This window comes from Pseudomonas sp. Z1-14, from assembly GCF_051132005.1.
Taxonomy (GTDB): domain Bacteria; phylum Pseudomonadota; class Gammaproteobacteria; order Pseudomonadales; family Pseudomonadaceae; genus Aquipseudomonas.
Genome location: NZ_CP071646.1, coordinates 6050087 through 6070955, shown reverse-complemented (window position 1 = coordinate 6070955; position 20869 = coordinate 6050087). Strand labels below are relative to the sequence as shown.

The window sequence follows — 20869 nt, the reverse complement described above, 5'->3', positions numbered from 1 at the left end:
TATGTCATTCAATCAGTACTACCAGAGCGAGTTGAGCGCGCTTCGCCAGTTGGGCCAGCGTTTTGCCGAGCGCAATCCTGCGCTGGCACCGTTTCTCGGCCAGGCTGGGCGCGACCCTGACGTTGAACGGTTGCTGGAGGGCGTCGCGTTCCTGACAGGGCGTTTGCGGCAGAAGCTCGATGACGAACTGCCGGAGTTGAGCCATTCGTTGATGCAACTGCTTTGGCCCAACTACATGAGGCCGCTACCGTCCTTCGGTATCTTGCAGTTTGATCCGCTACAGCGGGCTGGCCCCGCATTGCAGGTCGAGCGTGATACGCCGGTGGAGAGCAAGCCGATCAAGGAGGTGATCTGTCGTTTTCGAACCTGTTACCCGACCGAGGTATTGGCGCTGGACCTGACTGGGCTCGGTTACTCGGTAAAGGGAAACGGCTCGTTATTGAGCCTGCGCCTGCAGATGACTTGCGATGGCCACCTGGGAGAATTGCAGCTAAGCCGTTTGCGCCTGCATCTGACCGGCGAGCGTTATATCAGCCAGATGCTCTACCTCAATCTGATGCGCAACCTGGAACATGTCGAGCTGATCCCGTTGGGCGGTGATGGCGGTCCCGTAACCGCTGCGAATGGTGATCCCCTGACGTTCAGGATCTCCGCCAGCCAAGTCCGGCCGGTAGGGTTCGCCGACGAGCACGCGCTGGTCCCTTATCCGTTGAATACCTTTCGCGGCTATCGCTACCTGCAAGAATATTTCGCGTTCCAGGAAAAATTCTTGTTCATCGACGTCAATGGCCTCGATGTACTCAACACGTTGCCGCAAGACATCCTGAAACAGATGCGAGGGCTGGACCTGCGTTTCGACATCGGCAAGAGCGGTAATCAGCGGTTACGTCCGACGCTGGATAACGTGAAGCTTTATTGCACGCCCATCGTCAATCTGTTCAAACATGACGCGCAGCCGATTCGCCTGGATGGGAAGCAGGATGAATACCTGCTCTTGCCGGCCCGATACGACCCTGAACACTGCGGCGTGTTTTCCGTCGAAAGCGTTACTGGCTGGAACCCCGGTGGGCTGGGTTACCAAGCCTACGTTCCTTTCGAATCCTTCGAACACGATTCCAGTTTCGACGTACCTGGCAATCGCGGTTATTACAGCGTTCGCCAACGGCCTTCGTTGCTTCACGGTGGCTTTGACACTTGCCTGGGATTCGGCATCCGGCCCAACCCGACCCACGAGACGCTGTCGATCGAGTTGATGTGCACCAATCGGAACCTGCCGCGCCAGCTCAATCCGGGTGATATCAATCAACCGGGCGACAAGAGCCCGGCGTCGCTTGGTTTCCGCAACATCGGTCCGGTTACGCCGAGTTACGCGCCTCCGTTGGATCGTGACTTCCTCTGGAAGCTCATCAGCAACATGTCGCTCAACTACCTGTCGCTGGTGGACGTCAATGCGCTGAAAGTAATACTCGAGACCTACGACTTTCCGCGTTACCACGACGAACAGACCGAAAAGGTCAGCAAGCTTCTGCTGAGCGGCCTGAAGGCGATTGAACACCACCATGTTGATCGACTGCATCACGGCTTGCCCGTTCGCGGCTTATGTACAGAGCTGACGATCGATCCTCAGGGCTATATCGGCGAAGGTGATTTGTACGTCTTCGCGTCCGTCCTCAACGAGTTTTTCGCGCTCTACGCCAGCCTCAACTCGTATCACCAGTTGCGGGTAAACAGTACGCAGGGAGAGGTGTACCAATGGACACCCCGTATGGGCCAGCAGCCGCTTCTATGAGCGCGCTGACGAGAGGTATACGCGAGTATTCGTTGTTCCAGGCGATCTTATTGGTGATCGAGCGGCTGCGCGGCGCCCATCCCGGGCTGGATGACGAAGCACTGTATGACCAGTTGGAGTTCCAGGCCAACCCGAGCCTGGGGTTTCCGGCCAGTGATATCGAGCGCGTGGAATTTTTCCTGGAGCATGGGCAGGTGCGGGCTCGCCTGAGTATCAACCTGATCGGCCTGGTGGGAACAGGATCACCGGTACCGGCGTTTTATGGCGAGCAGGCGTTGGGAGACGGCGATGGCAATCCGACTCGCCAGTTCCTCGACATGTTCCACCATCGCCTCCAGCGGTTGATGCTGCCGATATGGCGAAAATATCGTTACTACCAGAGTTTCCAGACTGGCGCTAGGGACCCGTTTTCGGAGCAACTGTTCGCGCTGATCGGTCTGGGAGGCGAAGAAATTCGCAAGGCTACTCAACTGAACTGGAAACGCCTGTTGCCCTACCTGGGCCTGTTGAGTCTCCGAGCCCATTCGGCAGCCTTGATCGAAGCGGTGCTGCGTTATTACTTCAAGCACGCCGAGCTAAGCCTGGAACAGTGCGTAGAGCGCCGGGTCGAGATTCTCGCCGAGCAGCGCAATCGACTGGGAGGCGCCAATAGCCTGTTGAGCGAAAACCTTGTGCTGGGCGAAAGGGTTCGTGATCGCAGCGGCAAGTTCCGGATTCATATTCGCGAACTGGACTGGCAACGTCTGCACGAATTTCTGCCAATCGGTGTTGGCTACCAACCTCTTTGCACACTGGTGCGCTTCACCCTGCGTGATCCCCTCGAATATGACATTCGCCTGGTCTTGCGCCAGCAGGAAATACATGAGCTGCGTATTGGAGAACAGAACACTTGCCGCCTGGGATGGACCAGTTGGCTGGGGCTTGAACACGCCGACGGCGTGGTGTCCCTCGGCAGCAGCATTCATCAGGAACGAGTGAAATGATCAATGTGGATCTTCAGCAACTTATCCAAGCGCTGGACGCAGATACCCGGGGCGATCTGGAGCGCTCGGCGCAGCGATGTGCGGATCGTGGCGCAGACAAGATCCTGGTGGATGATCTGTTGCTGAGCCTGCTGGAACGTAGCCAGAGCTTGCTTGTGCGTGCCTTGCTGGATGCCGGGATAAGTCCAGGCCAGTTGAGCTCGGTTCTTCAACCTCGGGCTGAACACGGCGCTTCACGTAATCCGGTATTTGCCCTTGAGCTGGTGCAATGGCTGCAGGATGCGTTGTTGGTGGCGAATCTCGAGCTAGGTCAAGGCAGTGTCACGGAGGCCGCGTTGATCCTGGCGTTGTTACGCAACCCCATTCGTCATGCAGGCACTCGGTACCAGCCGTTGCTCGCCCGGTTGAGCATCGAGCGGCTGATGGATTTCGCCCTGTCCCGACAGTCCCAGACGAACGACAGTCAACCCGCCATGCCGGGCGATTCGTTACTGGAGCGCTTCACTCATAACCTGACCCGGCAGGCTCGTGACGGCAAGCTTGATCCGGTGCTATGCCGGGACGGCGAAATCCGGCAAATGATCGATATCCTTTCGCGTCGCCGCAAGAACAATCCGATCGTTGTCGGTGAAGCCGGGGTCGGCAAGACTGCCATCGTCGAGGGGCTGGCGTTGCGCATCGCCGCAGGGGAAGTGCCGTCAGGGCTTGAAGGGGTACAAATCCTTTCGCTGGACATGGGGCTGCTGCAGGCCGGAGCCAGCATCAAAGGGGAATTCGAACGTCGCCTCAAAGGGGTGATCGACGGCGTAAAGTCTTCATCCACTACCATTATTCTGTTCATTGACGAGGCCCATGCATTGGTCGGCGCAGGTGGAAGCGCCGGCGGTTCAGACGCGGCCAACCTGCTCAAGCCGGCGCTGGCCCGAGGCGAATTGCGCACAATTGCGGCCACGACATGGGCCGAGTACAAGAAATACTTCGAAAACGACGCGGCCCTCGCACGTCGTTTCCAGCCGGTGCAACTACACGAGCCGACCGTCAGTGATGCGGTGACAATCCTGCGTGGGTTGGCCCGGGTTTATGAGCAGAGTCATGGCATCTATCTGCGTGATGATGCGGTGGTCGCCGCGGCGCGGTTGTCAGCTCGCTATCTGGCCGGTCGTCAATTGCCGGACAAGGCCGTCGATGTGCTGGATACCGCCTGTGCTCGGGTGCGTATCAGCCTGGCTGCAGCGCCGCGAAGCCTTGAGCGCCTGCGTGGAGAACTGGCCGAAGGCGAGCGACAACGTCAGGCGTTGTGTCGTGATGCACAGGCCGGGTTGCCGATCGATCACCAGGCATTGGCGACACTTGAGGTGAACCTGGAAGCTATTGAAGAAAAGCGCCAGGTTCTGGAGTCTCGTTGGGTCGAGCAACGAGTGCTTGCCGAACGCCTGTTAACACTACGCCAGCAATTGGTCGGAGCGCGGGAGGATGGGTCGCAGGTCATGGAAGTCGAGACGCTGGAAGCGGCGTTGGACGAAACCCACCATGCGCTGCTAATCGCCCAGGCCGATGAGCGCCTGGTCAGCTTTGAAGTGTGTCCACGCCTGGTAGCTGAGGTGATCAACGCATGGACTGGCGTGCCGTTGTCGCAGCTGGCATGCGAGCACAACAGCCGGATCACCCGTTTCGCGGATGACTTGGGCGCGCGCATCAGGGGGCAGGAACCAGCCGTGCAGGCCCTTGATCGCGCGATGCGGGCGGCCGCTGCTGGCTTGAACAAGGTCGATGCTCCTGCGGGTGTGTTTTTGCTGGTGGGCCCGAGCGGTGTCGGCAAGACCGAAACGGCGTTGGCCCTGGCGGATTTGCTATACGGCGGAGACCGTTTTATTACGACGCTCAACATGGGCGAGTTCCAGGAGAAACATACCGTTTCCCGACTGATCGGCGCGCCACCGGGTTATGTCGGGTTCGGCGAGGGGGGCATGCTCACCGAAGCCGTCAGGCATAAGCCCTATTCTGTTGTGTTGCTCGACGAGGTTGAGAAAGCTGATCCGGATGTGCTGAATCTGTTCTATCAGATTTTCGACAAGGGCCTGGCCAATGACGGCGAAGGACGGGAGATCGATTTTCGCAACACGCTGATTCTGATGACGTCGAATCTGGGCAGTGAATGCATCAGTCAATTGTGCCAAAACAACACGCGGCCAAGCGCTGAACATCTCGAAGAAGCTATCCGTCCGTTGCTCAGTCAGCATTTCAAACCTGCATTGCTGGCGCGGATGTGTGTGGTGCCGTACTTCCCGGTAAGTGGTGCGGTGTTGCGTGAGCTCGTGGAGATAAAAATGGCTCGCTTGGGCGAGCGGCTGAAACGTCGTCAGTTGGGATTCACTTATTGCGCGCAGCTTGTGGACCAGCTGGTCGAGCGTTGTGACCGCAGCGACAGCGGCGCGCGGCTTATCGATCACTTGCTCGATCTTCATCTGATGCCGCGATTGGCCGACCGCTTGCTCATGGCGATGGCGAACAATGAACAGCTGCGGCATGTCCACGCCACGCTTGATGATCAAGCCAGCGTAGTGTGCGAGTTCACTTGATGAGCGCAATGTTCACGCAGGTACCGCAGCCGCTGGCTTATGCAGAAGCCCTTTTGGCCGAGTTTTCAACCCTGTCGCGATCTGGCGACGACGTATCACTGCTTGGGGATTTCATCAGGGGCATCGCACGGCTCAGTACGTGTGAGGTGGCGCAACTATACCTTCTGGATACCACGCACGCCCGGTTGGAAATGTACGCTGAATGTCTCGAAGAGCAGCTGCAATTTCCTGATCGGGCAAGCGTGTCCTGCGACTATAACGATGAACAACTGTTGCATTACGTCCTGCGCCAGAATCGTGTGGTATGCCTGGGCGCGTTGAGTGACAGCTTGCACGATACGGCGTTCCTGCCGGTTCGTGCCGCGCCTTGGCAATCACTGCTCTGCGTGCCGCTTGTCGACATGCGAGGCGCCACCGCCGGACTGTTGCTCTGTGCCAGTGTCAAGCATCTCGACTTGAAGGGGTTCGCTGAGTCCTTCGGGCATCTGGGGATGTTTGCGCTCAGGCAGATGCACCTGCTGCAGTGCAGGCAACTTCCTGCCGACGGCCTCCGGCAAGTTGCCATTACCCTGCCAAGTGCCAACCGCTATGGTTTGATCGGCAAGAGCGACGCGATGCGTCAGACCTGCCTGTTGGTCAGCAAGGTAATCAACAGCCCATACACCGTGCTGTTGTGTGGCGAGACCGGGACTGGCAAGGAAGTGGTTGCCCAGGCCCTTCATGATCATGGTCCGCGTCGCATGGAGGCATTCATTGTTCAGAACTGTGCCGCGGTTCCCGAGCATTTGCTGGAAAGTGAGTTGTTCGGTTATCGCAAGGGGGCTTTCACGGGTGCCGATCGGGATCGCCCCGGGCTGTTCGATGCGGCTGACAGAGGCACATTGTTGCTCGATGAAATCGGTGACATGCCGTTGTCTCTCCAGTCCAAGCTGCTACGGGTATTGCAGGAAGGCGAGATTCGTCCGCTGGGGTCCAACCATACCCACAAGATCGATGTGCGCATCATTGCCGCTACCCATCGGGACCTGAAGCAATTGATGAACGAGGGCAAGTTTCGCGAAGACTTGTATTACCGCCTCGCACAGTTTCCGATCCAGTTGCCCGCGCTACGTCAGCGCGGCCCCGACATCATTGAACTGGCGCGACACTTCACTGACAAGGCCTGCGCACTCCTGCAACGAGACGTTCCGCGCTGGTCCGACGCAGCGCTGGTTCACCTGGCGGCCTATGATTTTCCAGGGAACGTACGCGAGCTCAAAGGCATCGTGGAAAGAGCCGTGCTGCTGTGCGATGGCGCCGAACTGCTGGAAGAGCATTTTTCCCTGCACATCAAAGATCTGTCCGAAGAGGGCCACGTTAGCCTGCGTGAACGGATGGAGCAAATCGAGCGCAGTTTGGTAATTGATTGCCTGCGCAAGAACCTCGGTAACCAGACGCTCACTGCCTGTGAGCTCGGCTTGCCCCGTCGGACACTGATCTATCGTATGCACCGGCTGAAAATCAGCCGTCGGGATGTTGAAGTATGAATCCCACTCCCTTATTGGCTCCCATCTATTCAAGTCTCCGGAGGCTCTGGATGCCTGATCGTGCCTGTCAGACCGTTCTGCTTGTTTTCATCGTGTTGTTCGGCCTTGGCGCCTGCAGCGGCAATTATAAATTCGACGATAAAGATTATCGCCCATTAGGTGATCCACAAGCGGTCAGTCGTGGCCAGTGAACGAAGGAGCGTTGTCGATGGAACTCGTTTTAGAAATGCTCACTGCCAGGCAGTTCATCACCCCGGATCTCTGCCGGAAGATTTTCGGGCCGTCCGGCGGTGTGATTGGGCGGGGGGATGATTGCGACTGGATCATTCCGGACTGCGAGCGCCTCCTGTCCAAGCGTCACGCACGAGTGAGTTTCGAGGAGGGCATGTTTTTTCTGACCGATACCAGTGGCAACGGCATATCCCATCGTAAAAGCGGCATGCGATTACCCAAGGGGCAGCCAGTGCACATCGAGGATGGGGATGTGTATGTGATGGGCGACTGCACTGTCCAGGCGCGGCTGGTAGAGGGGGCGGCGAGCCGCGTTGCAGACCGCTGCCGTTCAGTACCGGTCGACGGCTTCATACCGGACGACGCGTTCTTCAATCTTGATCCGCTGAAAACCCTCGATCAACAGGAACGGGCATATTGTGGGATTGATGAGCTGATCAACCCCGGTGCGGCGGCCACGTTCGGGTCCAGTTGCCCGGACCATGGGCGTGTGGATACGGAGAGCCTTCTGCTTCCTGAACTGGTCGAAGCACCGCGCGAACCCGAGCTACACCTGTCGTCAGAACCCGCTGCGCTGGTAAGCCAGGATTTCTGGAGACGCTTCGGCGTTGCGCTGGGCATGGATCTCGACAATTTGGACAACGAAGGCCGGGAGGCCCTGACGATTGATGTTGCTCGGTTGTTCCAGCAAAGCATTCGAGGGCTGCAACAGAGCGTGCGAACCCGTAGGGAGTTGAAAAGCGAATTGCGCCTGGCGCCAACGCAGATTCAACGCGACCAGAAAAATCCATTGAAGTACACCGATGACGCCCTGCAGATGTTGTTGCAACCGAGATCGCCAGGAATGTTGTCGGCGACCGATGCCATCGCTAGCGCATTCAGCGATCTTCAGGCTCATCAAGTGGCGGTGCTCGCCGCCAGTCGCGCCACCTTGCGCGCAACGCTGGAGCATTTTTCACCTCGGCAATTGATCCTTCGACTGGAACGAGAGCAACGACTGCTGATCAGCACACATGGTCGCTACTGGCGAGCATATGGTCGTTATCACCAGGCGCTTTGCCTGGACGACGACTGGACCGAGCGACTGCTGGCCCGGGATTTCGCCAAGGCTTATGAGGAGCAGGTTCGCCTGATCTCCACCCTGCAAAACGACTCTCATGGATGACGTACATGTCTCGCAGCACCGTGCCTTTATTCAAGCCTTTGATGTTGGCGTTCGTAACCTCGACGCTCATGACCGGCTGCGCCTCGCTGTCACCGTTTTCGACGATGACCAAGCTCAACCTCACCCTGATCGCCGGCAATCAGCTCAACCCGGATCTCAACGGACGGCCATCTCCCGTGGTGGTGCGCTTGCTTGAGCTCAAGCATCCAGTGGCTTTTGAGAACGCGGACTTCTTCAGCCTTTACGAGCGTGCCAGGGAAACTCTTTCACCTGACCTGATCGCCAGCGAAGAGCTGGAGTTGCGTCCCGGCGAAACCGTCAGGCTCCGGCTCGACATTGCAGGGGGCGGTCGTTATGTCGGGATACTCGCGGCATACCGTGATCTGCCGCAAGCAAAGTGGCGCTACACGCTGCCGATCATTGCGGGGCGAGTGACTGACGCGAGCCTGACGCTTGATCAGGATGGGATCGCCACTCGTCTTGGAAAGCCGGCAGGGTGGGTGATCGATGAATCACGATAAAGTCATCTGGCAGGAAGGCATGCTGCTGCGGCCGCAACATCTGCAGCACAACGACCGCTATTTCGATCACCAGTTGAAGGTCCGCACGCGGCTATTGAGCGGCTACACCTGGGGCTTCCTGGCGCTGGAAATCGATGCGCAGTTCCTCAACATGGGACGACTGGTCGTCAACAGAGCCTCCGGTGTCCTGCCGGACGGTAGCTTGTTCGAGTTGGACGGCAGCGCTGAACCGCTCGTCCTGGAAGTCCCGTCCAATATCTGCAATACGCCGATCTACCTCGCGCTGCCACTAGTAACGGGCAATCACATCGAGTCTCGTCGTCCAGAGCAGTCGGACGTGCTGGCGCGCTACATCACCTATGACGCACAAGTGTCTGATTCAAACGCTGCGGATTCCTCCAGCAGCCAGATCAGCTGTGGCCGCCTGGATTTTCGTCTTCTGCTGGGTGAGCAGCAGGGTGATCAGGTTTTTGTGAAACTGAAACTCTGTGAAGTGCTTGATACCACGCCCGACGGTGCGATCACGCTCGATTCGGATTTCGTGCCTACGTTTATCCAGGTCAAGTCGTCCGCTTACCTGTTGTCGTGTCTCAAGGAAGTGATCGGCATGCTGGGCCACCGGGGCGAAAGCCTCGCCGAGCGAATTCGCTCCTACGGAAAGTCGGGCGGGGCACAAGTCGGCGATTTCATGATGTTGCAATTGATCAACCGCACCGAGTTGTTGCTGCGGCATCAACTGGAACTGGAGCTGGCTCAACCCGAAACGCTATACCGGATGCTGTTGGCCCTGCTGGGAGAGTTGGCGACATTTTCCACTGACAGCAAGCGACCGCCCCTCGACAATCGGTATCAGCACAGCAACCAGGGCGAGTGCTTCCGAAGCCTGATGCAGTCAATCCGTCAGGTACTGTCGATGGTACTTGAGCAGCACGCCATCGAACTGCAATTGCAGGCTCGACAGTACGGCATCCTTGTTTCTCAAGTGAACGATCTTTCGCTATTGGGCTCGGCTTCATTTGTATTGGCCGCGAGCGCCGACTGTGACGGTGAAGAGCTGCGTCGTCGCTTGCCGTCGCATCTGAAGATCGGTTCGGTCGAGCAGATTCGCCAATTGGTCAATCTGCATCTGCCGGGCATCAGGATCAGGCCGCTACCCGTGGTGCCGCGGCAGATTGCGTTCCATGCCAACAAAGCCTATTTCATCCTCGAACCCAGTGCTGAAGATTTAGCTCAAGTGAAGCGCTCAACTGGCTTTGCCTTCCATGTGTCTGGAGAGTTTTCCGAGCTTGAACTGAATTTTTGGGCGATCAGGAACTGACCGAAATGGATATGGAAAGTCCTCAGGACGAAACAACCGTTCTGCTCGATGCTGAGGGAAAGCGTCCGGCCTCGGGTCCTTTGACCGATGCCGTGACGCCGCCGCCGCGCGTAGAACATCTGCACGAGCGGATGATCTATGCCGCTCGTGAACCGCATTCGCAAATGTTCGTTGCCAGCCTCAATCCGTTGGTGACGGCAGCGTCCGGGCTTTTATCCCGGGTGGTGCTGCTCAGGCAGGGCCGCGACCGCGGAGATCTGAACATGCTCAAACAGGAGCTGGCCCTCGACTTGAAAGACTTCGAAGCCCATGCATTGAGATTGAACGTAGTGGAAAGCCAGCTGATCGCCGCCCGCTATGTGTTATGCACGGTGCTCGATGAAGCGGTGGTGGCTGCGCCTGGGGGGCAGGGAAGCAACTGGTCACAAATCAGCCTGCTGAGCAGTTTTCACAACGAGACTTTCGGCGGCGAAAAAGTTTTCCAGTTGCTTGATCGCTTATCGAAAGACCCCGTCAAGCATTTGCATATGCTTGAGCTCTCATACCTGTGCCTGTCCCTGGGCTTTGAAGGCAAATATGGAATGCATGCCCGTGGCGGATTTGAGCTCGAAGGCGTGCGCGATGCTCTCTACCGGTCGATCCGGCACGTTCGCGGCGACCCCCCTCGGCAGTTTTCCCATGTTGGGGACGGTTTTGTTACTCCTCGCCGCGCCCCGGTGCGCATTGTCCCCGCCTGGATGGTGATGGTCTTCGCCCTGGTCAGTCTGGGAGCGATGTATTCGGGCTTCGCCTGGGTCCTGCAGGAGCAACGCCAAAGCGCATTGCAACCCTATCAATTGCCAGAGCCGGTTATCGCTCAGCCGCTGCCGTAGAACAGGGACGTATCATGAAATCGCTTTTCAGGAAAATGGGCGCCTGGTTGCGTCGGACTTGGGTCTGGACGCTGTCTTTGGTGCTTTTTATCGGATTGCTGGTGTGGTTTGTCGGACCGTTGCTGGCTGTTGCCGATTACAAGTTCTGGGCGAGCCCGACGGCACGTCTGCTGACGATCAGCGCGATGTTTCTGGCATGGGGACTGGGCATGGTTTTCTACTCTGAGCGCGTCTCGGAAAGCGAGAAGAAAGCCGAAGCCAATTCGCCACGTACGTTCAGTCGGACCAGGATAGACGATCAGCGCCGCGAGCTGCGCTCGCGCTTCAAGAAGGCTTTGGAAACGTTAAAGACCTCAAGCCTGTATTCCGGCCACGGCGAGTACTGGCGTGATGATTTACCCTGGTATTTGATAATGGGCCCTGCTGCCAGCGGAAAGACCAGCCTGCTGGCCTGTTCGGGTCTCGAATTTGCGTTCGACAGGTTTGAGCGTGATCCCTCGGAAGACGCTTGCGGTACACAACATTGCGATTGGTATTTTGCCCAACAGGCTGTGCTGGTCGATACGCCGGGACGCTACCTGACCCAGGCGGATCCAGATGTCGATGCTGATGCCTGGAGCGGGTTGCTCGAATGGCTGCGCAAGCGTCGCCGTCATTGTCCATTGAATGGCGTGCTGTTGACGGTGCCTGTCGAGGTGCTGCTGGGAAGCGAGGATGAGGTTGCCCGGCTTGCCAGTCATATCCGGGCTCGTCTGCAGGATATCCAGCGCCAACTGCGCGCCGACATGCCGGTCTACCTCGTGCTGAGCAAGGCGGACTGCGTGCCTGGCTTTAACGAATTCTTCGACTCGATGACCCGGGAGGAGAGCGACCAGGTACTGGGCGCGAGTTTTGGTCGGGGCCCGCACGGTAACGATGTGACCGTATCGCGAACCGAATTTGAGTCTCTACTGCACAGGCTCAACAGTCAGTTGCTCACGCGTCTGCATCAGGAGCGAGATGCCGGACGTCGTGGTCTCATCCTGGATTTTCCCCAGCAACTGGCGCAGATGGGCACGCATCTCTGTCTGCTGCTCGAGCAAGTCTCCAATGGCAAGGCGTCCCCAATTCGGGGCTTTTACTTGACCTGCGCCTCGCGGCCTGGCGCTGCGGCTGCCAGCCCCGGCGATGCGAGCCCTGGCACTCGCCGCGAGCTTTCGCGGTCCTCTCGCGAAGGTATCAACTCCCGATTTATCCACCACTTGCTGACGCGGGTCATTTTTCCCGAAGCCGATCTGGCCCGCTTGGGGCGGAGCGAACATAGGCGTATCCGTTGGAACCAGCGTATGGTTTATTTCGCAGCGCTGGCGACCGTTGGATTGTTCGGGCTGCTGTGGGCACAGGGTTTTTCGGCCAACCACGAACGTCTGGAACATTTGTGGATGTTGGGCCAACGTTGGGAACAACTGCGCTTGGCGCCGATGGCCAGCGACGACTCGATTGCGCTGCTCGATTCGCTTGATGTCCGCTTCGAGGCCACTCAGGTCTTTGCTCCGGAAAAAGCGGTGCCACTGCATGAACGCATTCGTTTATATCAGGGGGATGCAACCAGCCCCATGGTGGTTGGCGCCTATGAACACGAATTGCAATCGCGACTCCTGCCTCGGGTCGCGAAAATGCTTGAGGAGCATATTCAGGGCAATCTGGGTGACCGTGAACGTTTGCTCAACAGTCTGCGCGCGTATTTAATGCTGGCCAGGCCCGAGCGACGCGACGCGGCATGGCTCAAGGATCGGCTTGCCCGCGATTGGTCGCTGCGTTATCCCGGCAATCCAGCGATCCAGAACGGCTTGAACACTCACTTCGAGCGTCTATTGGACGTGCCTCTCGCCTATGAGGTGGACGAGTCATTGGTGGCCCAGGCGCGGAAAATCCTGCGCGGTGAGTCCCTGGCGGACGTTGTTTACCGAATGCTTCGCGAGCAGGCCAACCCGCTGCCGCCATACAGTCTCAGCCAACATCTGGGCCCGCAGGGTGCGTTGCTGGTCGGCACTGACCAGATCGTTCCGGGCTTCTATACCCGTCAAGGTTATGAGCAGTACTTTTCAGTCCAAGGCACGACGCTGATTACCGGACTACTACAGGACAACTGGGTGCTGGGCGAAGGTGCGAATCCCAGCGGCATGGACATGCGTCGTCTCATGAGCGAACTGGAGCAATTGTACTTTCGTGACTATGCCGAACGCTGGAGCGAGGCGATCGGGCGGGTCGGCTTGCGAAGGGCTGATAGCACCAGTGAAGCCGTCGGGCAATTGGCAGAGCTGACGTCGGCGTATTCGCCTCTGGTGCAATTGCTGGTGCAGGTGCGTGAGCACACGCGCATCCAAGGCATTGCCGAACGTATGGATGAAGCGACGCAAACGATCGGAAACAGCAGCAGTACCGTTTTGCATACGGTCGCCCTCGCTGGCAAAGCCGCCAGCTCCGTGGCAGCGAGGCTGCCGGAAGTCGGGCAGAAATCCTTACAACGGCGTTTTGAGCCATTGCACCGTCTGCTGGACGCTGAAGGTGGCCCCGCAGGCGACCTGATCCTGGCGTTGCGCGCTCTTGATGACGTCGACTCGCAGTTGGCCACTCTGACCCGCGCGAGTGCACCGGAGCAAGCCGCTTTCGAATTGGCGAGACATCGCATGGGTGTTCAGCAAGATGCGCTGAGCAATTTGCGTAGCGCGTCGGCACGCTTGCCGCGCCCGCTCAGTGGATGGCTCAACGGGCTTGCAGAGGATAGCTGGCGCCTGGTGCTCGATGATTCATATCGATACCTGAACCAGCGCTACCAGAGCGAGCTCTACACGTTCTACGCAAAGGCAATCAACAAGCGGTATCCGTTCAATGCCCACAGCGCCAGCGATGTCGCGATCAATGACTTCCGGGAGTTTTTCAAGGACCAAGGCATAGTCGATCGGTTCTTCGAGCGTTACATGCGGCCGTTCGTCAGTGGTCATTCGGGGCACTACCGTCTGCGCAGTGTCGATGGCCAGAGCCTGCCCATGTCCAGGGTCTATCTGGAGCAAATGGCAACGACACATACCATTCGCCAGAGCTTCTTTGCGGAAGATCCTGTCGAGCCAAAAGTCCAATTCAAGCTCGAACCCTACACGCTCGACCCGGCGGTCAGCCGATCCGAATTACGCCTGGGCGACCAGACGCTGGAGTACCGGCATGGGCCGATACAGCCTGTCGCTTTCACCTGGCCAATCGAGGCGCAGGACGGTCGAGCGGCCTTGGTACTGGACAGGATTGTCGGCGGGCAGGGGGTTGGCATCGAGAAGAGCACCGGGCCCTGGTCGCTGTTTCGTTTATTCGACTTGATGCAGATGGAATACCTGGTCGGTCGCGATGTGCGTGTGCTCAAGGCTGATCTCGGTGGCCTGCGGGCCAACTATCTATTGATGAGCCAGCGCACGCCGAACCCTTTCGACATGAGCACCTTGCGTACCTTCCGGATGCCGGTACAGCTCTGATGCTTCACTCCGGCAGGTGGCGCAGCGCTGCGCGTACCGATCCCGGCAAGGTTCGCTCGCGTAACGAGGATGCCTACCTGGAATGTCCGGAGCAGGGAATCTGGGCCGTTGCCGACGGAATGGGCGGCCACTCGGGCGGCGATATGGCCAGCCAACTGGTAGTTGCCAACCTCGCGGAGCTGCCCATTCATCGAGATATCGATGAGCGTTCGAGAGCGGTGCGCCAGTGCCTGCGCTGGACCAATCGAAGACTGAGTCAGGAATTGACAGTTACTGCTGAAAATCCGCTCGGCATCATGGGAAGCACCGTCGTGGTGCTGTTACTAGAAGGCAAACGTGCCGCTTGTATCTGGGCTGGCGACAGCCGCTGCTACCTATGGCGTGATCGGCAGCTGTATCAATTGTCCAAGGATCATTCCCTGCGCCAGCAACTGATCGACGAGCATCAGGCCAGTCTCGAGGAGGCAGATGCTCACCCCGCGGCGAAGGCGCTGACCCGCGCAGTAGGCGCCTCGCACGAATTGACATTGGAAATCCTGGAGTTGGACGTTCATTACGGTGATACGTTTTTGTTGTGCAGCGACGGTTTGTATCAGGACCTTGGTGGAAAAGCGCTCGGTGATGCGATGAGCCTGGCTTGCCCGAGCAAAGCATTGGAACATCTTTTCGCAGGAGCTTTGAGCGGTCGGGCGAGGGACAACCTGACGGCGGTGGTGATACGTAAGTGAACGGTCCCGCCACAACTTCAGGTGCCCCAGACGGCGATGAGAAAAGTCTCATCTGTTCCGCCTTCGGTGTGTCGTCTGCTTTGCCATCGAGTCAGCGCTGTATTGGCGAAATGCCAAAGATACTTGCCGGTCGCTATTGTCTCGAACGATTGCTCGGTGCCGGTGGCATGGGGGTGGTCTATCGGGCCCGCGACCTCCTCCATGAACAGTACGGCGATCCGGATCCTTACGTTGCGGTAAAAATGCTCAGCGAGGAACTCGGTGATGCCCCGGACGCGGGTGCGCTGCTTTATAGCGAGTTTGCCCTGAGCCGGCGCTTGAGCCATCCGAACGTGCTGCGCCCATACACGTTTGAAGTCGACGCTGCCCAGCGACGGGTTTTCATCACAATGGAGCTGATGCGCGGCTTGACCCTGGACAAGTTACTCTGCGAATCCCCCCTCGGTTTGCCCTGGCCCGAGTTGAAACCGATCGCAATTCCACTGCTTGACGCCATCGCACATACCCATGGCCGAGGCGTAGTGCATGGTGACATCAAACCGAGCAATGTCATGCTGAGTGCAGAGGGTGTGCGTTTGTTTGACTTCGGCCTGGGCCTGACAGAGGAGGGCCCCTTGAAAGGCTTGCCTTCGCTGAACCGCCAACGTCTCGACGCCTGGACGCCGGCCTACGCCGCCCCAGAATTGCTGGAGGGAAGCCCCCTGTCTGCATGCACCGATCTCTATAGCCTGGCTTGCGTGCTGTACGAACTGGCGAGCGGCAGACACCCATATCGGCGCCTGCCTTCAACCCAAGCTCGCGATACCGGGCTGGAGCGTGAGCTCAAGGCCCCGCGCAACTTGCCCAGGCGTTACTGGACAGCATTGCGCACGGCGCTGGCCCTTGATCCTGAGCGGCGCAGTATCAGTGTGACGCAGTTGCGGGCGCTGATGGCAGGTGGCTCGTTCTGGTGGTGAGAAGGCTCGCCGTTGGCGATGCTGCCAATGCTTTCAACGCTGCCTTTCGCTCATCCACCGCCAACCGACCCAGCTTCTCCACGGCGGCATAAAACCTGACCCAATCTTCGCCCTCACGCCTGAACAACGTCGCGAACGCCGGCACCCACTGGTCATACAGGCCGAAGGGCAACAATCGGGCGTTGTTCAGTGGTGCGTAGACCCAGGCGTCGTAGCGCTTGTCGCCGGCCCATTGGATGTCGCGCAAGTGCTCGTAGTCGGCACGCAGGCGTTCGAATTCTGCGGCCTTGCGCTGGCGCATCTGTTCGGCCGGCAGGGGGAGGGCGTAAAGGGTTTCGAGCCGCTGGCGGGTGTCGAGGATCAATTGGATGAATTGCTCGCGTTGGTGCACCTTGTTGCCATTGTCCGGTGTCAGTCCGCGTTGGGCGCGCCATTGGCGGGTGCCTTCCTGCTCGACGAAGGTGGCAAAGGATTCATTGAATTCGGTGTCGTCCTTCACGTAGAAGCGCTGGTGCGCCAGTTCATGAAAGATCAGCGTCGCCAAGCGCTCGTCGCCCCAGTGCAGCATCGAACTGAGGATCGGGTCATTGAACCAGCCCAGTGTCGAATAAGCCTCTACGCCACCAATCGAGACATCCATGCCGCGCAAGCGCTGCATCGCAGCCTCGCCTCGGGCGGCACTCTGGCTGTAGTAGCCGCGATACGCCACACAACCGGCAATGGGGAAGCAGTGGGTTTGCGGGGCCAGGGAAAATTCCGCGGTGGCGAAGACATTCCAGACGACGAAGGGACGGCCAATGTCCGCATACAGGCGATAGCTTTGGTTGTCGGGCAGGTGCAGGTGGGCGCTGGCGAACGTCCGGGCTTCGCGCGCCTGGGCCAGATGCGCGCGCAATTTTGGATCACGGGCGGGGTCGGCGATGACCCGCTCGATCGGCTCTCGAGCTTGCAGCAGTCGTATCTGGCCACTGGCGAGCTGGCTGTAGTAACCGAGGCTGGAACAACCGTTGAGTAACAAAAGCACGAGGGCCGGAAACAAAATCCTGAAAACACGGTCGAGTAACCGATGGCGTGAACGCTGCCTGATCAATTTGGAATCACCCTGGGAAGTCTGCCTCAAGACTATCTCGCCTGCCCGGAGCTTCGCTATGCGCGTGTTGATGCTGACTTGTGGCCTGTTGCTGCTGACCGGTTGCGCCGGTTTGCCTGATCCCGATCCCTCTCAAGCGTGGATCGACCTGGGAAACCATCGGGACACGGCTTTGCAAGCGCTGGAAGTCGATGACAAAGCCTCCATCGACCGTCGTTATTTCGAAGTGCAGCCCGGCAGCCATGAGCTGACGGTGCGTTATCAATTTGCCGTGGAACCGGGCAACATCGGCCCGGATGCCGAACCGTTGTGGCGTGATTGCCGGTTGAACGTGAAATTCAAGGATTTCAATGCGGGCCGGCGCTACCAGCTGCAGGCCGGCAGTATCGGCTTCCGTCCGTGGGCCAAGCTTTATGACGAGCAACGAAAGGTGGTGGGCCAAGGCACGCCGGCGGGCTGCCAGCAAAGCTGATCGGCGCTATGCTCGGCGCCTGACTTGAGGAAACCGATCATGCGCCTACCTACGCTGTTGTTGGCTCTCGCCACGTTGAGCGGATGTGCAACGAGCCCATTGCCTGAAATGGACCCGAACATGGCCTGGGTCGATTTCGCCACGCCAATGCCGGGCGGCAAATTGCTGATGGCTGAAAGCCTGGACGGCCAGCGACTGCGGGACGGGCGATTTTTCCAGGTCTCGCCGGGTAGCCATGAATTGAAGGTGCGCTTCGACTTCGAGGTGTTCGGCGCTGGCGGTGGGCTGGGCATGATGAGCGAGCCGAAAGAGCGGCTGTGCTACCTCATCGTACGCTACGACCATTTCGAGGCCGGCCAGCGTTATCGCCTGGAGGCTCGCAACCTGGCTTACTCCCCAAGCGCCCGGCTCTATAACGCCAAGCGTGAAATCGTCGCCGAGGATCGGCAGGCCAATTGCCTGATGTAGCGCTGCCTAGCGGTCGTTCTTCTGGTAGATGATTTTTTTGGTGCCGTTCTCGCAGGAGCCCACCACCATGTTCTGGTCATGGGCTTCTTCATTGGTGACGATTTCAAGCGTGTAGGAGGCCACGCCTTGGGCCTGGATCTTGGCTTCGATCTCGTTCTTGAGTTCTTCGCAGGGCTTGGGCGCCGCGAGGGCCGATGTGGCCAATGCGCAACCGATGACTGCCAGGGCGAATCGTTTCATGCTGGAATCCCTCAATACAGCGCGCACTGCCTGTGCGCTGAAGCTGCAGGCCTGCATTCGATCACAATTGCCTTCGGGCAAATAGATCACCCATCAAAAAGACCGCAGCCTGTGGAGAGGCTGCGATCTTTTCAGTTCATCAATTTACCAGCGAGGCCTCCAGGGTGATCTTGGCATTGAGCACCTTGGAAACCGGGCAACCCTCCTTGGCTTTGTTGCTCAATTCCTCGAATTGCGCTTGGGTGGCGCCCGGAATCTTGGCCTTGAGGATCAGTTTCACCGCGGTAATCGCAAAGCCGCCATCAACCTGGTCCAGCGTCACTTCGGCGTTGGTGTCGATGCTGTCGGCCTTGAGCCCGGCATCGCCGAGAATCATCGAAAACGCCATGGAAAAACAGCCCGCATGGGCCGCGCCGATCAATTCTTCGGGGTTGGTGCCTTTGCCGCCTTCAAAACGGGCCTTGAAACCATAGGGCGCTTCGCGCAACACGCCGGTTTCCGTGGAGATGGAGCCGATTCCGGTCTTCAGGTCACCTTCCCAGTGAGCCGATGCTTTCTTGACGATAGCCATGTGTGCCTCCTCATGATCCGGCGCGAGGGTTCGCGCCTGGTTATTTTTCAGTGCCAGGGTTGTGAGGATAGACCGGCTGATAAAGTTCACCTGGTCGATTAGTCGACTAATTTAGTAGGAAATTTCTCCGCTACTATTGAATCTCGGGTATATGCCCACATTCATAGGACACACCTACAGAAACGGCAGGCTTTCGCCCACAGGAAAGCTGGTACGCCGTTGGAGATGCCAGCCCATGAAACAGCTGTCCGAAGTCAAATTTTCAACCCTCGACCTTGTCCCCGTTCGTGCCGACGGCAATGCTGCCCAGTCCTTGCGCAACTCCCTCGACCTGGCGCAACACGTGGAAAAATGCGGCTATACCCGCTTCTGGGTGGCTGAGCACCACAATATGGACGGCATCGCCAGCTCCGCGACGGCAGTGTTGCTGGGCTATCTGGCGGGCGGCACATCGACCATTCGTGTCGGCTCCGGCGGGGTGATGCTGCCGAATCATGCGCCTCTGGTCATCGCCGAGCAGTTTGGCACGTTGGAGAGCCTGTTTCCGGGCCGGATCGATCTCGGGCTGGGCCGCGCACCCGGCTCCGACCAGATGACCGCTCGGGCGCTGCGCCGTGAACGCTCCGGCAGTGCCGATGATTTCCCTGACGATGTGGCTGAACTGATGCGTTACCTCGGCCCGCGAACCCCGGACCAGCGCATCATTGCCATGCCGGGTACGGGGACCAACGTGCCGGTGTGGCTGCTGGGTTCGAGCCTGTTCAGTGCGCAACTGGCCGGAGAGCGCGGGTTGCCCTACGCCTTCGCCTCGCATTTCGCACCGCGTTTCATGCATGAAGCGATTCGCGTCTATCGCAATCATTTCAAACCGTCTGCGGTGCTGGACAAACCTTACGTCATGCTCGGCGTACCGCTGGTGGCAGCGGATACCGATGAGCAGGCGGATTACCTGGCGACTTCGGTATACCAGCGCATCCTGGCGTTGATGCGCGGCCAAAGTCTGGTACAGCGCCCGCCAGTGGAAACCATGAATGGCCTGTGGCTGCCCCATGAGAAAGAAGCGGTCGGTGACTTCCTTGGCTTGGCGATGATCGGCGGGCCGCAGAAAATCCGCGCCAGGCTGGAGGTGCTGATCGAGCAAACCCAGGCCGACGAGCTGATTTTTACCAGCGATCTGTACGAGCACACCGACCGGCTGCACTCCTATGAGCTGCTGGCGCAAGTCATGAAAGGCTGAATCACAGCCACAAAAAAGCCGACGCACCGCGTCGGCTTTGATTTGAACGCGCAATCAGCCGCGTTTGTAGACGATTTCCTTTGAACCGCCTTCGCAGGCGCCGACGACTTCTCCGTCAGCCGCTGCGCCTTTATCGACAACTTCCAGCGAATAACCCGATACACCTTTGGCATCAAGCTTCGCCGCGATTTCGCTTTTCAGCTCTTCGCAGGGCTTGCCGGCCGCAAACGCGCCACCCGCAAGGCTCAGCAGACCCAGGGCCACCATCAACTTCTTCATCGCTCGCACTCCTTGGACGGATCAAATAGGGAGGTATCAGAAAGGCCTGATGCGCCAACCATAGCGCATGGCCATTCCCTATGGCACTCCGCCAGCGTGCAAGTTCAAATCAGCTCAGCTATTGGCGATCCGGAACCCGACCTTGATGGTCACCTGGAAGTGCGCGGCACGGCCGTTTTCGATGTGACCGCGGGTTTCGGTGACCTCGAACCATTCCAGGTGCTTGAGGCTTTTGCTGGCCTCCGCCAGGGCATTGTTGATGGCGTCTTCAATGCTGGTGGGAGACGAGCCGACCAGTTCGACCTTTTTGTACGTGTGATGATCACTCATGACGTTCTCCT

The 20869-nt window shown here is 58.6% G+C and carries 20 protein-coding genes; 15 read left to right on the top strand and 5 right to left on the bottom strand.

Annotated elements, in window-relative coordinates; all coding sequences use genetic code 11:
• The first annotated feature begins 1 nt into the window (after position 1).
• Genes tssF through J3P89_RS27700 form a run of 12 tightly spaced genes read left to right on the top strand, consistent with a single transcriptional unit; the run spans position 2 to position 16171 of the window.
• Positions 2-1789, top strand: coding sequence for a type VI secretion system baseplate subunit TssF (gene tssF, locus J3P89_RS27755; RefSeq protein WP_434696274.1), 1788 nt, complete (start codon positions 2-4; stop codon positions 1787-1789).
• Positions 1753-2772, top strand: a complete 1020-nt coding sequence (gene tssG, locus J3P89_RS27750; protein WP_434696273.1) for a type VI secretion system baseplate subunit TssG — start codon at positions 1753-1755, stop codon at positions 2770-2772. Before tssF ends, tssG begins: the two co-directional genes overlap by 37 nt.
• Positions 2769-5351, top strand: a complete 2583-nt coding sequence (gene tssH, locus J3P89_RS27745; protein ID WP_434696272.1) for a type VI secretion system ATPase TssH — start codon at positions 2769-2771, stop codon at positions 5349-5351. Before tssG ends, tssH begins: the two co-directional genes overlap by 4 nt.
• 8 nt (positions 5352-5359) lie before the next feature.
• Positions 5360-6877 carry a sigma-54 interaction domain-containing protein gene (locus tag J3P89_RS27740; RefSeq protein ID WP_434696271.1) on the top strand — a complete coding sequence of 506 codons (1518 nt, stop codon included), beginning with the start codon at positions 5360-5362 and terminating at the stop codon, positions 6875-6877.
• Positions 6878-6927: 50 nt separating this feature from the next.
• A complete protein-coding gene (locus J3P89_RS27735; protein WP_434626737.1) occupies positions 6928-7068 on the top strand; it encodes a type VI secretion protein in 141 nt (46 codons plus the stop codon).
• 17 nt (positions 7069-7085) lie between these two features.
• A complete protein-coding gene (tagH, locus tag J3P89_RS27730; RefSeq protein ID WP_434698067.1) occupies positions 7086-8273 on the top strand; it encodes a type VI secretion system-associated FHA domain protein TagH in 1188 nt (395 codons plus the stop codon).
• Between the two features lie 5 nt (positions 8274-8278).
• Positions 8279-8794 (top strand): type VI secretion system lipoprotein TssJ, encoded by a 516-nt coding sequence (gene tssJ / locus J3P89_RS27725; protein ID WP_434626735.1) that lies wholly within the window; start codon positions 8279-8281, stop codon positions 8792-8794.
• Positions 8781-10112 (top strand): type VI secretion system baseplate subunit TssK, encoded by a 1332-nt coding sequence (tssK, locus tag J3P89_RS27720; protein ID WP_434696270.1) that lies wholly within the window; start codon positions 8781-8783, stop codon positions 10110-10112. Before tssJ ends, tssK begins: the two co-directional genes overlap by 14 nt.
• Before the next feature lie 5 nt (positions 10113-10117).
• Positions 10118-10984 (top strand): type IVB secretion system protein IcmH/DotU, encoded by an 867-nt coding sequence (icmH, locus tag J3P89_RS27715; protein ID WP_434696269.1) that lies wholly within the window; start codon positions 10118-10120, stop codon positions 10982-10984.
• A gap of 14 nt (positions 10985-10998) precedes the next feature.
• Positions 10999-14487, top strand: coding sequence for a type VI secretion system membrane subunit TssM (gene tssM, locus J3P89_RS27710; RefSeq protein ID WP_434696268.1), 3489 nt, complete (start codon positions 10999-11001; stop codon positions 14485-14487).
• A complete protein-coding gene (locus tag J3P89_RS27705) occupies positions 14487-15215 on the top strand; it encodes a PP2C family protein-serine/threonine phosphatase (RefSeq protein ID WP_434696267.1) in 729 nt (242 codons plus the stop codon). Before tssM ends, J3P89_RS27705 begins: the two co-directional genes overlap by 1 nt.
• 50 nt (positions 15216-15265) lie before the next feature.
• Positions 15266-16171 (top strand): serine/threonine-protein kinase, encoded by a 906-nt coding sequence (locus tag J3P89_RS27700; RefSeq protein ID WP_434574318.1) that lies wholly within the window; start codon positions 15266-15268, stop codon positions 16169-16171.
• Here the strand turns inward: J3P89_RS27700 and J3P89_RS27695 are convergent.
• Positions 16119-17261 (bottom strand): aminopeptidase, encoded by a 1143-nt coding sequence (locus J3P89_RS27695; protein WP_434698066.1) that lies wholly within the window; start codon positions 17259-17261, stop codon positions 16119-16121. The two genes, J3P89_RS27700 and J3P89_RS27695, sit on opposite strands and share 53 nt — an antisense overlap.
• A gap of 58 nt (positions 17262-17319) precedes the next feature.
• On the opposite strand from J3P89_RS27695, the gene J3P89_RS27690 reads away from it, so the two are divergent.
• Positions 17320-17733, top strand: coding sequence for a hypothetical protein (locus J3P89_RS27690; RefSeq protein WP_434626725.1), 414 nt, complete (start codon positions 17320-17322; stop codon positions 17731-17733).
• Between the two features lie 39 nt (positions 17734-17772).
• Positions 17773-18201 (top strand): hypothetical protein, encoded by a 429-nt coding sequence (locus J3P89_RS27685; RefSeq protein ID WP_434654350.1) that lies wholly within the window; start codon positions 17773-17775, stop codon positions 18199-18201.
• A gap of 6 nt (positions 18202-18207) precedes the next feature.
• Here the strand turns inward: J3P89_RS27685 and J3P89_RS27680 are convergent, their stop codons facing one another.
• Together J3P89_RS27680 and J3P89_RS27675 are read right to left on the bottom strand one after the other, a co-directional pair.
• Entirely contained in the window at positions 18208-18441 is a 234-nt protein-coding gene (locus tag J3P89_RS27680; RefSeq protein ID WP_434626720.1) for a DUF1161 domain-containing protein, read from the bottom strand.
• 139 nt (positions 18442-18580) lie between these two features.
• Complete coding sequence (locus J3P89_RS27675) at positions 18581-19012, bottom strand: OsmC family protein (protein WP_434570548.1); 432 nt, start codon at positions 19010-19012, stop codon at positions 18581-18583.
• A 235-nt stretch (positions 19013-19247) separates the two neighbouring features.
• Between J3P89_RS27675 and J3P89_RS27670 the strand changes: the two genes are divergently transcribed.
• On the top strand, positions 19248-20249 hold the full coding sequence (locus J3P89_RS27670) for an LLM class flavin-dependent oxidoreductase (protein ID WP_434654347.1): 1002 nt from the start codon (positions 19248-19250) through the stop codon (positions 20247-20249).
• Positions 20250-20303: 54 nt separating this feature from the next.
• Here the strand turns inward: J3P89_RS27670 and J3P89_RS27665 are convergent, their stop codons facing one another.
• Together J3P89_RS27665 and J3P89_RS27660 are read right to left on the bottom strand one after the other, a co-directional pair.
• Positions 20304-20528: a DUF1161 domain-containing protein gene (locus tag J3P89_RS27665; protein ID WP_434696266.1), complete on the bottom strand. Its 225-nt coding sequence runs from the start codon at positions 20526-20528 to the stop codon at positions 20304-20306.
• 114 nt (positions 20529-20642) lie between these two features.
• Complete coding sequence (locus J3P89_RS27660; protein WP_003177209.1) at positions 20643-20858, bottom strand: dodecin; 216 nt, start codon at positions 20856-20858, stop codon at positions 20643-20645.
• Between the last annotated feature and the right edge of the window lie 11 nt (positions 20859-20869).

What these genes read in the sequence shown, in the direction of transcription:
- tssF (WP_434696274.1), top strand. Translation starts at nt 2, where the DNA reads ATGTCATTCAATCAGTACTACCAGAGCGAGTTGAGCGCGCTTCGCCAG.
- tssG (WP_434696273.1), top strand. Translation starts at nt 1,753, where the DNA reads ATGGACACCCCGTATGGGCCAGCAGCCGCTTCTATGAGCGCGCTGACG.
- tssH (WP_434696272.1), top strand. Translation starts at nt 2,769, where the DNA reads ATGATCAATGTGGATCTTCAGCAACTTATCCAAGCGCTGGACGCAGAT.
- J3P89_RS27740 (WP_434696271.1), top strand. Translation starts at nt 5,360, where the DNA reads ATGTTCACGCAGGTACCGCAGCCGCTGGCTTATGCAGAAGCCCTTTTG.
- J3P89_RS27735 (WP_434626737.1), top strand. Translation starts at nt 6,928, where the DNA reads ATGCCTGATCGTGCCTGTCAGACCGTTCTGCTTGTTTTCATCGTGTTG.
- tagH (WP_434698067.1), top strand. Translation starts at nt 7,086, where the DNA reads ATGGAACTCGTTTTAGAAATGCTCACTGCCAGGCAGTTCATCACCCCG.
- tssJ (WP_434626735.1), top strand. Translation starts at nt 8,279, where the DNA reads ATGTCTCGCAGCACCGTGCCTTTATTCAAGCCTTTGATGTTGGCGTTC.
- tssK (WP_434696270.1), top strand. Translation starts at nt 8,781, where the DNA reads ATGAATCACGATAAAGTCATCTGGCAGGAAGGCATGCTGCTGCGGCCG.
- icmH (WP_434696269.1), top strand. Translation starts at nt 10,118, where the DNA reads ATGGATATGGAAAGTCCTCAGGACGAAACAACCGTTCTGCTCGATGCT.
- tssM (WP_434696268.1), top strand. Translation starts at nt 10,999, where the DNA reads ATGAAATCGCTTTTCAGGAAAATGGGCGCCTGGTTGCGTCGGACTTGG.
- J3P89_RS27705 (WP_434696267.1), top strand. Translation starts at nt 14,487, where the DNA reads ATGCTTCACTCCGGCAGGTGGCGCAGCGCTGCGCGTACCGATCCCGGC.
- J3P89_RS27690 (WP_434626725.1), top strand. Translation starts at nt 17,320, where the DNA reads ATGCGCGTGTTGATGCTGACTTGTGGCCTGTTGCTGCTGACCGGTTGC.
- J3P89_RS27685 (WP_434654350.1), top strand. Translation starts at nt 17,773, where the DNA reads ATGCGCCTACCTACGCTGTTGTTGGCTCTCGCCACGTTGAGCGGATGT.
- J3P89_RS27680 (WP_434626720.1), bottom strand. Translation starts at nt 18,441, where the DNA reads ATGAAACGATTCGCCCTGGCAGTCATCGGTTGCGCATTGGCCACATCG.
- J3P89_RS27675 (WP_434570548.1), bottom strand. Translation starts at nt 19,012, where the DNA reads ATGGCTATCGTCAAGAAAGCATCGGCTCACTGGGAAGGTGACCTGAAG.
- J3P89_RS27670 (WP_434654347.1), top strand. Translation starts at nt 19,248, where the DNA reads ATGAAACAGCTGTCCGAAGTCAAATTTTCAACCCTCGACCTTGTCCCC.
- J3P89_RS27665 (WP_434696266.1), bottom strand. Translation starts at nt 20,528, where the DNA reads ATGAAGAAGTTGATGGTGGCCCTGGGTCTGCTGAGCCTTGCGGGTGGC.
- J3P89_RS27660 (WP_003177209.1), bottom strand. Translation starts at nt 20,858, where the DNA reads ATGAGTGATCATCACACGTACAAAAAGGTCGAACTGGTCGGCTCGTCT.